Consider the following 9,060-nt stretch of genomic DNA (forward strand, 5'->3'; position numbering starts at 1 on the left):
GATCGAGCAGGGCTGTTACCGGTTCACACCGGACGGACCCGGCAACGACGTCGAGTTCGGGCGTACGGATTGTCCCTGAAACGCTGTTACGAATCGTTACCCCCGCCACTGTCAGGTGACCCCCGAGGTGCGGTAGAACAACGTCTGAGAGTCACGGTGGCGTGACCTGACTGGAGGGTCACGTGAAGATCGGACGACGGCCGCGGCTCGCGGCAATCCTGGCGACCTCGCTCGGCGGGGTGCTGGTGGCGGGGGCCCTGGCGTTCGCGCCGGGAAGCGCTGGCGGTGAGACCTTGGCCGCCGCCGACCCCATCGCCCCGCTCGGGTGGGCGGTGACGAACCTGTCCAGTGGGGCGCCGCAGACGGATGACGCGGTCGCCGCGGATGCGGACGGTTCGGTGGTCGCGGTCCGGTGGAGGCCGTGCACGGGGACGTCGTGCCGTCCGGAGAGCCATCTGCGCATCTCGACCGACGCGGGACGGACGTTCGGACCGCTGCGCACGGTCGATGACAGCGCGAGCGCGCCCATCGTGGCCGTCGCGGGGGTGCACGTCCTCACCGCGAGCTCAGGTCGCGCCGGCTCGGGCAAGCCCGTCGTCCGGGTCAACCGCTGGTCAGGTGGCGCTACGGGTGGCACGCCTCAGAAGGTCGAGATCGCGACGACCGCATCCCCGACGAACCTGCGGCTCGCTGCCTCCGGCAACCGGGCGGTCCTGGCCTACAGGGTCGCTTCTGACGTCTTCGTCGCCCGTACCGGCGACGGCGGCGCAACCTGGTCGACACCGAGCGTCGTCGAGGTGGGCAACGGGCAGCTCGACGTCGACGTCGACGGGGACGAGGCTGTTGTCGTGTCCGCGACCGGTGCCGACACCTGGTCCGTACGGGCCTCCTCCGATGCCGGGACCACGTGGGGTGCTCCCCACTCGCTTGTCGTGGCGGGAGGGGGCGGCGCGACGCCGCGGGTCGCGATCACGGCCGGCGGCCGGATCGCCCTCGGGCTGTCGTACGCAGAGGGCGGGTCCCGACGTGGCGAGGTCCGTACCTCCACGGACGGTGTCACCTGGTCGACCCCCACGAAGCTCGCCAGTCTCTCGGCCACGCAGACGCTCGACCTCGCGGCCGAGGGGGGCACGTTCTTCGCGGGGGGCGACGGCCTGAGCCTGCACCGTTCGACGGGCGACGGATCGTGGAGCCGCATCGGCGAGTATCGCCGGGTGGTGTGGTCATCGACGGCCCACGTGCGGCAGTTCGCCAGTACCGGGCGATCGGCGGTCGCCGTGAGCGCGAACGGTCCGCTCGTGATGCACGGGTCGACCCTCCTGCGCTCGTTCCCGGACACGCGGACGCCGTCCGTACGCTTCACGGCCGTCCCGCCGGCAGTGACCAAGGTGGCGAACCAGGTCGTCCGCTTCGCCGCGACCGACGCCGACGCAGCCGACGCGTGGCTCACGTACGAGTGTGGCTACGGCAGCAACGCGGGGTTCGAGGAGTGCTCGAGCCCTCACCAGATCTCGCGCTGGTCGCCCGAGGTGGCGGGCCGTAAGCAGGAGCTCCGCGTCCGGGCCATCGACGCCGCGGGGCGGGTCTCGCCCGTCGTCACGGCGCGCTGGATCCTCGACCAGGTGCCGCCGGTGCACACCTTCGTGCGCGCGAAGGAGGTCGTGCTGACGTCCCGGGCGATGTTCCGGTGGGGAGCCGAGGAGCACGAGTCGAGCGTCGCCTCGTACCAGGTCCGTTACTCGGTGACGGCCCAGACCGCCGCGCGGATGTCGCGGGCCTGGCGTACGCCGCGTGCTCTGGCGCGGACGACCCGGCGCTCGGTGATCCTCGCGGTGCCGCGCGGCAAGGTCGTCTGCGTCCAGATGCGTGCGACCGACCGCGCCGGGAACGTGTCGGCGTGGACCCGCCAGCAGTGCGCCGCGCGCCCGTACGACGACCGTGCGCTCGCCCGCTCGGGCAGCACGAAGCGGCTCCGCGACAAGCGCTTCGTCGACGGGAGCGCGACGAGGCTTCGCGCTCGAGGGACCGTGACCCTGCGCGGGGTCCAGAAGCGCTCGGAGGTCGTCGTCGTGCTCAAGCGTGAGCCCGGGCGCAGGGGGATCACCATCCACAGGCCTGGCGTGAAGGGCACCACCTTCATCGGGGCGGCGGGTCGTCGGAAGTTCGGCGTCGTGAGGACCGCCCCTGGACCGACCCAACGCCGCACCGGCCCCGTTCGGCTCAGCGGTGACGCCGTCATCGATGGTCTGGTGATGCTGCCGCGCTGGGCCTACGGCGTGCGTCACTGACACGGAGCAGGCAGCGACACCGACACGACGAAGGGCCCCGTACCACCAGGTACGGGGCCCTTCATCACGCTCGTTCAGGCGTCGGCGGCGCCGAGGCTCAGTGCTCCTCGGCCGGCGCGTTCGCCGGGGTGGCCGTGAGCTTGTCGCTCTCGTCGTGGATGTTCGCCGCGACCTCGCGAAGCTTGGCGTCGTGCGCGCGGCCGTGGTGGGCGCAGAACAGCAGCTCGAAGCCGTTGGCGAGCTCAACACGGACGTAGGCCTGGGCTCCACAACGGTCGCAACGATCAGCGGCGCTGAGGGCAGCGGTGGGGGCGACAGCAGCTGTCACGTCTGACCTCTTCTCTCCGAACAACGGTTCTTCAGGGCGGAAGGCTTCAGTGCCTTCCTCTGCTTCAACATCCAACCATGAGCGCGTGTTCCCGCAGCGGATCACCTCGCGAATGGCTCGACAACTCGACGGTACCCGCAGCGGGCAACGACGCCACGTGGCGACCTGCGGTGTGGCGTACGACACGCCGCGCCGCGAGGGCCGTACGGTGCACCGAGGGCGTCGTACGGGCTGGGTAGATTTGGCACCGACGCGCCGGACGACCCCGGAGCGTGTGGATAAGGAGCCTGTCATCGACACCGAGTACAACGCCCGCAACCTGCTGGTCCTTGAGGGCTTGGAGGCCGTCCGCAAGCGGCCAGGGATGTACATCGGCTCGACCGACACCCGTGGGTTGATGCACTGCCTCTGGGAGATCATCGACAACGCGGTGGACGAGGCGCTCGGTGGGTTCTGCGACCGGATCGAGGTCGTGCTGCATCCCGACGGCTCCGTCGAGGTCCAGGACAACGGCCGAGGCATCCCCGTCGACACCGAGACCAAGACCGGGCTGAGCGGTGTCGAGGTCGTCTTCACCAAGCTCCACGCGGGCGGCAAGTTCGGCGGCGGCTCGTACGTCGCGACCGGCGGTCTCCACGGCGTGGGCGCCTCGGTCGTCAACGCGCTGTCGGAGCGGCTCGACGTCGAGGTCGCCAAGGACGGTGGGCGCTGGGAGATGTCGTTCCGCCGCGGAGCACCGGGCTCGTTCGACGGCGAGGGTTCCGACGCGCCCTTCACGCCCTCAAGCGGACTGCGCAAGCTCGGGCGCATCAAGAAGGCGACGACCGGCACACGCGTCCGCTACTGGGCGGACCACCAGATCTTCATCAAGGGTGCGGAGTTCTCGTACGAGGAGCTGGTCGCCCGAGCCCGGCAGACGTCGTTCCTGGTGCCGGGTCTCGAGATCGTGCTGCGCGACGAGCGCGGCGACGCGCCGCTCAAGGAGTCGTTCAAGCACGACGGAGGCATCACGGAGTTCTGCGAGTTCCTCGCCCCCGACCCCGCTGTCTCGGACGTGCTGCGGCTGTCGGGCAGCGGTCACTTCACCGAGACCGTTCCGCTGCTCGACGACAAGGGCCACATGAGTCCCCAGGACGTCGAGCGCGACCTCGGCGTCGACATCGCGCTGCGGTGGGGGACCGGCTACGAGACGGTGACCAGGTCCTACGTCAACATCATCGCCACGCCCAAGGGCGGCACGCACGTGAGCGGGTTCGAGCGAGCGCTGACCAAGACCTTCAACGAGGTCCTGCGCGCCAACCGCCAGCTCAAGGCCAACGACAAGGACGTCATCAAGGACGACATCCTCGAGGGGATGACGGCCGTCATCACGGTCCGGCTGGCCGAGCCCCAGTTCGAGGGGCAGACCAAGGAGGTCCTCGGGACCCCGCCGGTCACCCGGATCGTCGCCAAGGTGGTCTCCGAGGAGCTCAAGGCGTTCCTGACGTCCAACAAGACCGCTCACAAGGCCAAGGCGCGCGCCGTCATGGAGAAGGTCGTCGCGGCCGCCCGCACCCGCGAGATGGCCCGACAGCAGCGCGAGACGCAGCGCCGCAAGAGCGCCCTCGAGTCCAGCTCGCTCCCGGCCAAGTTGGCCGACTGCCGTAGCAACGACAACGACCGCACTGAGCTCTTCATCGTCGAGGGCGACTCCGCGCTCGGTACGGCCAAGGCCGCCCGCTCGTCGGACTTCCAGGCGCTGCTGCCGATCCGCGGCAAGATCCTCAACGTCCAGAAGTCCTCCATCGCCGACATGCTCAAGAACGCCGAGTGCTCGTCGATCATCCAGGTCGTCGGCGCAGGGTCGGGGCGCACGTTCGACGCCGAGCAGGCGCGCTACGGCCGGATCATCTTCATGGCCGACGCGGATGCGGACGGCGCCCACATCCGATGCCTCCTCGCAACACTGTTCTTCCGCTACATGCGCGACCTCGTCGAAGAGGGCCGCGTCTACTCCGCCGTGCCGCCGCTGCACCGGATCGAGCTGTCGAACCCCAAGAAGGGGATGGACAAGTACGTCTACACCTACTCCGACCCCGAGCTTCAGCGGAAGCTCGCCGAGCTCACCAAGAAGGGCCTGCGCTGGAAGGACCCGATCCAGCGCTACAAGGGCCTCGGTGAGATGGACGCCGACCAGCTCAAGGAGACGACGATGGATCCCAGGCGCCGCACCCTCCGGCGTCTCACGGTGGACGACGCCGAGGAGGCGAGCGCGGTGTTCGAGCTGCTCATGGGCAACGAGGTGGCGCCGCGCAAGGAGTTCATCGTCCAGGGAGCGTACGAGCTGGACGCGGACCGCATCGACGCGTAAGGCGTGACTCGGGGCCTACGCCGGGTGCAGCATGGAGCGCATGAGACGCAATCGCTCGATTCCTGCCGCCACGGTGGTCCCGGTCCTCGTCTATCCCGACGTCCGTGCGGCCGTCGAGTGGCTCGAGTCGGCCTTCGGATTCCAGGAGCACGTGCGGATCGGCGAGGACCATCGCTCGCAGCTCGGCGTCGGTGACGGGGCGGTGATCGTCGCTGACGTCCGCCACGACCAACGGCCCCCTCGCGCCGGTGAGGTTACCCACGAGGTCTTGGTCCGCGTCGATGCGGTCGACGAGCACTGCGCCCATGCCCGATCGCATGGCGCGACGATCGTGATGGAGCCGATCACCTTCGAGTACGGCGAACGTCAGTACGCCGCGGAGGACCTGGCCGGCCACCGCTGGCTGTTCACCGAGACCGTCGAGGACCTGCGTCCGGAGACCTGGGGCGGGACGACCGTACGCCCGCGCTGAGGTGGCGTACGTCGTCGTGACGCGGGGTGGCCGCGATCAGACGACCTGCTCGAGCAGCCCTGTGTCGACGTCGTACAGGAACCCGCCGGCCTTCACGTGCGGCGGGATCAGCGGGTGCGAGTCGATCTTGTGCACCGACTCGGCCAGCTCCGCGCGCTGGTCGTTGATCGCCCCGAGGAACATCCACGTCGCATCCGTGCCGGTGGCATCTCCGATCCGTGCCTGCAGATCGGACTCCGACGCGCTCGCCATCGCGCACCGGGTGTGCTCGACGACCATCACGCGGTCGACCTTCAGCAGGTTCGCGCCGAGCACGAGAGCGACCAGGACCTGCTCGGTGACACGCCCTCCCGGGTTGCGCAGGATCTTGGCGTCACCTGGCTCGAGGCCGACCATCCGCAGCGGGTCGATGCGCGAGTCCATGCACGTCACGATCGCCATGCCGGCTCGGGCCACGCCGTCGAACCCGGCCAGGTCGAACGCGTCGGCGTACCGGCGGTTGGCGGCGAGGAGGTCGTCGAAGTCGTCCTTCATGGGCAGGAGCGTACGACCAGTCGCGGAGGAGCGTGGATCAGGAGCAGCCCTCGTGATGAGGATCACGACCCCGACGGCCGCTCCCTGGTTGCGGCGTCCTTCGTACGGCGTCGAGGCACGTCGAGCAGCAGGACGGCCGCGACCGCCGCGAGACCCGCGCACACCGCGGCTCCGGCGAAGACCGTGCTGAGCTGGACGATGCCGGCGTCCACGAGCTCGGCGTTGTAGGCCTTGCACGCGGTGGCGGACCCCGGACAGACCTCGGACAGGGGAGGGATCCGGTCCACCGCGTCGTAGTAGGCCCGCAGCCCCCAGGACGTCAGGACCGAGATCCCGACCAGCATGCCGACCATCCGGGCCACGACGACGAGCGCCGAGGCGACGCCGTGCGTCTCGTCCGGGGTCGCGTCGAGCAGCGCGGCGTTGACCGGGGCCACGGCGAGACCGAAGCCGAGGCCGGCGAGCGCCAGGACGACTGCCGACGACACGTGGGCGAGCGCGTCACCGTCCCAGCCTGCCATCGCGACGAAGCACCCGCAGGCGAGCGTCATCCCCGCGCCGGCGATCCACGCCGGGCGGACCCGTCGGGTGGCGTAACCGCCCACGACAGCACCCACGGGGATCGCCACCAGGAACTCGACGAGCACGAGGGCGGCGGCCAGCTGGGAGCCGCGGTGCTCGGTCAGCCGCGCAAAGAACGGGACGTCCACGAGGGCGGCGATCAGGGCCGCTCCCACGAACAGCGACACGACCAGCGCGCCCCACGCCGGGCGCTGGCGCAGCGTACGGCGGGGGATGAGGGGTGCAGCAGCCGTGCGCTGCCGAACGACGAAGGCCGCGGTGGCGACAGCGGCCGCGCCGAGCAGCAGGGGAGCGTTGGGGGACACGACGCTCTGCTCGGGGTCGGCCGAGGCGAACGTGACGATCACGCAGCCCAGCGCGAGGCCGAGCAGCGCGGCGCCGACGAGGTCGACGGCGCGGACCGTCGCCGGCCAGGTGCGTACCGCGATCAGCGGCCGCCGGGCCGTCAGCTGACGGGCGACGAAGGCGGCGGCGAGTGCGTACGTCGCCAGCGCGACCGGGGTCGTCCAGCGTGACTCCGCCACGAGGGGGAGGAGCAGGGTCCCGAGCTCGACGTCGTTGCGCACGCGGTCGGGCTGGCCGATCGCGAGCGCGAGGCCCATGACGGCGAGGACGGCGAGGGCGGCGCCGAGGACGTCGCGGCCCGGCGACCCGGCGCCCGCCCCTCGCTCGCCCGGCGAGCCGGCGCCCGCCCCTCGCTCGTCAGACCCTCGCTCGTCAGACCCTCGCTCGTGAGACAGGGCGAGCATCCGGCCGGAGGCCGCGATCGCCGCAGCCAGCACGAGGGCGACGGCACAGTTCAACCAGAAGATCGCGCGCCAGTCGCCGACCGCGAGCACCGCGGCGCCGTACAGCGGGCCGAGGACGCTCCCGAGCTCCTGCACCGCGCCGACGATGCCGAGCGGGACACCACGCCGGCGCGGGGGCCACAGGTCCGCGACGAGTGCCAGCGTCGCCGGAACGAGCCCGCCACCCCCGACGCCCTGGAGGAACCGACCGACGACCATCACCGTGAGCCCGTCGGCGGCAGCGGTCACGACGGACCCGATGGCGAAGAGCACCAGCGAGCCGACGAGGACGGGGCGTCGTCCACGGATGTCCGCGATCCGGCCGACGAGGGGGAGGACCGCGACGTAGCCCAGCAGGAAGCCCGACACGATCGGCGCTGCCCGCTGCAGCTCGTCGAGCCCCAGCCCACCGGCCGTCATCATGTCCGGCAACGCCATCACGACGACGTACGTGTCGGCGGCGGCGAACGCGACCGCGACCGCGGCGAGTGCGAGCAGGAGGCGCGCCGCCGGGTTCGCGACCGGTGCCGCGGCCGCGGACGGCTCGCTCACGGTGCGGTGATCTCGACCGCGTCGTCGGAGGCGGTGACGGCGACCGTGTAGGTGACCGGCTCGACGTCCTTGTAGAACGGACCCTCCAGGGTGATGTCGCGGAGGACGTCGTCGTCGGTCAGGCGATAGGTCGCGTCGAACGTCGCTCCGGCCTGAGCCGTCGGGATCAGCCCTCGGACCACGGCGCCGTCGATCGTGCCGCTGATGGTCGTCAGCACGTCTCGACCGTCGCGGCTCTCGCCGTCGGTCGAGACGTCGTCGGTCTCGGTCAGGAGCGAGGAGACGCCGCCGTCGGTCCGCATCAGCGTCGCCGGGTCGGGCGCGCCGATCGACGCCGGATCGATCGGCAGGAAGTCGGGAGCGAAGCCGGTCTTGGCGTGCACGGTGCCGTCGACCGAGATCACCTCGGCGTTGACCGGCACGCCCTTGAGCGAGACCTTGACGTCACCCTCGAAAGCGGGAGCGTGGGTGCCCGTCCCCTTGGCCTCGAGGAGCCCGGTGACGCCCGACGGAAGGCTCTTGGTCGCGAGATCGAGCTTGATGCTCTCGGCGTCGTCGAGCACGGCACGAGCGGCAGCGAGCCGCTCGCCGGGATCGCGTGCGGGCTCGTCCGTGCCGTCGTCCCCGGAGCACCCCGCTACTGCCAGGAATACCGTGGAGAGGAGGAGGGCGAGGCTGGCAGACTTCGGCATGGCGTCAGCATAGGCGGCTGTCGTGACCGACCTACCGGAAGGACGAGCCGATGGACTGGAAGCTCGAGAACATCATCCTGGGAGTCACCGACGTCGACCGGGCCAAGGAGTTCTACACCCAGAGTCTGGGCTTCCACCTGGACGTCGACCATCAGGCGAGCGACGACTTCCGGGTCGTCCAGGTCACGCCTGTCGGCTCGGGGTGCTCGGTCACGTTCGGGGTCGGTCTCAACGGGGCCGAGCCTGGCGCGACCAAGGGCCTTCACCTCGTCGTGGACGACATCGAGGCCGCCTACGCGGAGCTCGAGGGACGAGGCGTCGTGAGCTCCGGCATCCAGCACTTCGACGTCGCGACCGGCGGCATGGCGCCCGGCGTCGACCCCGAGCACCGTGACTTCATGTCCTACGTCTACCTCGACGACCCGGACGGCAACTCCTGGCACGTCCAGGAGGCCCACCACAAGGGCGCCGAGG

The 9,060-nt window shown here is 70.6% G+C and carries 8 protein-coding genes; 4 read left to right on the forward strand and 4 right to left on the reverse strand.

Features of this window, described 5'->3' with window-relative positions; translation table 11 throughout:
* Positions 1-182: 182 nt before the first annotated feature.
* Positions 183-2,288 (forward strand): sialidase family protein, encoded by a 2,106-nt coding sequence (locus PV363_RS13110; RefSeq protein WP_220344458.1) that lies wholly within the window; start codon positions 183-185, stop codon positions 2,286-2,288.
* Between the two features lie 97 nt (positions 2,289-2,385).
* On the opposite strand, the gene PV363_RS13115 is transcribed toward PV363_RS13110, so the two are convergent.
* Positions 2,386-2,616, reverse strand: coding sequence for a hypothetical protein (locus PV363_RS13115; protein WP_220365734.1), 231 nt, complete (start codon positions 2,614-2,616; stop codon positions 2,386-2,388).
* A 274-nt stretch (positions 2,617-2,890) separates the two neighbouring features.
* On the opposite strand from PV363_RS13115, the gene PV363_RS13120 reads away from it, so the two are divergent.
* Together PV363_RS13120 and PV363_RS13125 are read left to right on the forward strand one after the other, a co-directional pair.
* Positions 2,891-4,966: a DNA topoisomerase IV subunit B gene (locus PV363_RS13120; RefSeq protein ID WP_220347202.1), complete on the forward strand. Its 2,076-nt coding sequence runs from the start codon at positions 2,891-2,893 to the stop codon at positions 4,964-4,966.
* A 40-nt stretch (positions 4,967-5,006) separates the two neighbouring features.
* Positions 5,007-5,438 carry a VOC family protein gene (locus PV363_RS13125; RefSeq protein WP_220344461.1) on the forward strand — a complete coding sequence of 144 codons (432 nt, stop codon included), beginning with the start codon at positions 5,007-5,009 and terminating at the stop codon, positions 5,436-5,438.
* Between the two features lie 36 nt (positions 5,439-5,474).
* Here the strand turns inward: PV363_RS13125 and PV363_RS13130 are convergent, their stop codons facing one another.
* From PV363_RS13130 to PV363_RS13140, 3 genes are all read right to left on the reverse strand, one after another.
* Entirely contained in the window at positions 5,475-5,972 is a 498-nt protein-coding gene (locus PV363_RS13130) for a carbonic anhydrase (RefSeq protein ID WP_220344462.1), read from the reverse strand.
* 62 nt (positions 5,973-6,034) lie between these two features.
* Complete coding sequence (locus PV363_RS13135; protein ID WP_301022539.1) at positions 6,035-7,894, reverse strand: MFS transporter; 1,860 nt, start codon at positions 7,892-7,894, stop codon at positions 6,035-6,037.
* Complete coding sequence (locus PV363_RS13140; protein ID WP_301022540.1) at positions 7,891-8,586, reverse strand: LppX_LprAFG lipoprotein; 696 nt, start codon at positions 8,584-8,586, stop codon at positions 7,891-7,893. Before PV363_RS13140 ends, PV363_RS13135 begins: the two co-directional genes overlap by 4 nt.
* Positions 8,587-8,636: 50 nt before the next feature.
* Between PV363_RS13140 and PV363_RS13145 the strand changes: the two genes are divergently transcribed.
* Positions 8,637-9,060: VOC family protein (locus PV363_RS13145; RefSeq protein ID WP_301022541.1), on the forward strand; the 424-nt coding region annotated here is incomplete at its 3' end.

It is taken from the genome of Mumia sp., assembly GCF_028803055.1.
GTDB lineage: Bacteria > Actinomycetota > Actinomycetes > Propionibacteriales > Nocardioidaceae > Mumia.

What these genes read in the sequence shown, in the direction of transcription:
- PV363_RS13125 (WP_220344461.1), top strand. Translation starts at nt 5,007, where the DNA reads ATGAGACGCAATCGCTCGATTCCTGCCGCCACGGTGGTCCCGGTCCTC.
- PV363_RS13130 (WP_220344462.1), bottom strand. Translation starts at nt 5,972, where the DNA reads ATGAAGGACGACTTCGACGACCTCCTCGCCGCCAACCGCCGGTACGCC.
- PV363_RS13140 (WP_301022540.1), bottom strand. Translation starts at nt 8,586, where the DNA reads ATGCCGAAGTCTGCCAGCCTCGCCCTCCTCCTCTCCACGGTATTCCTG.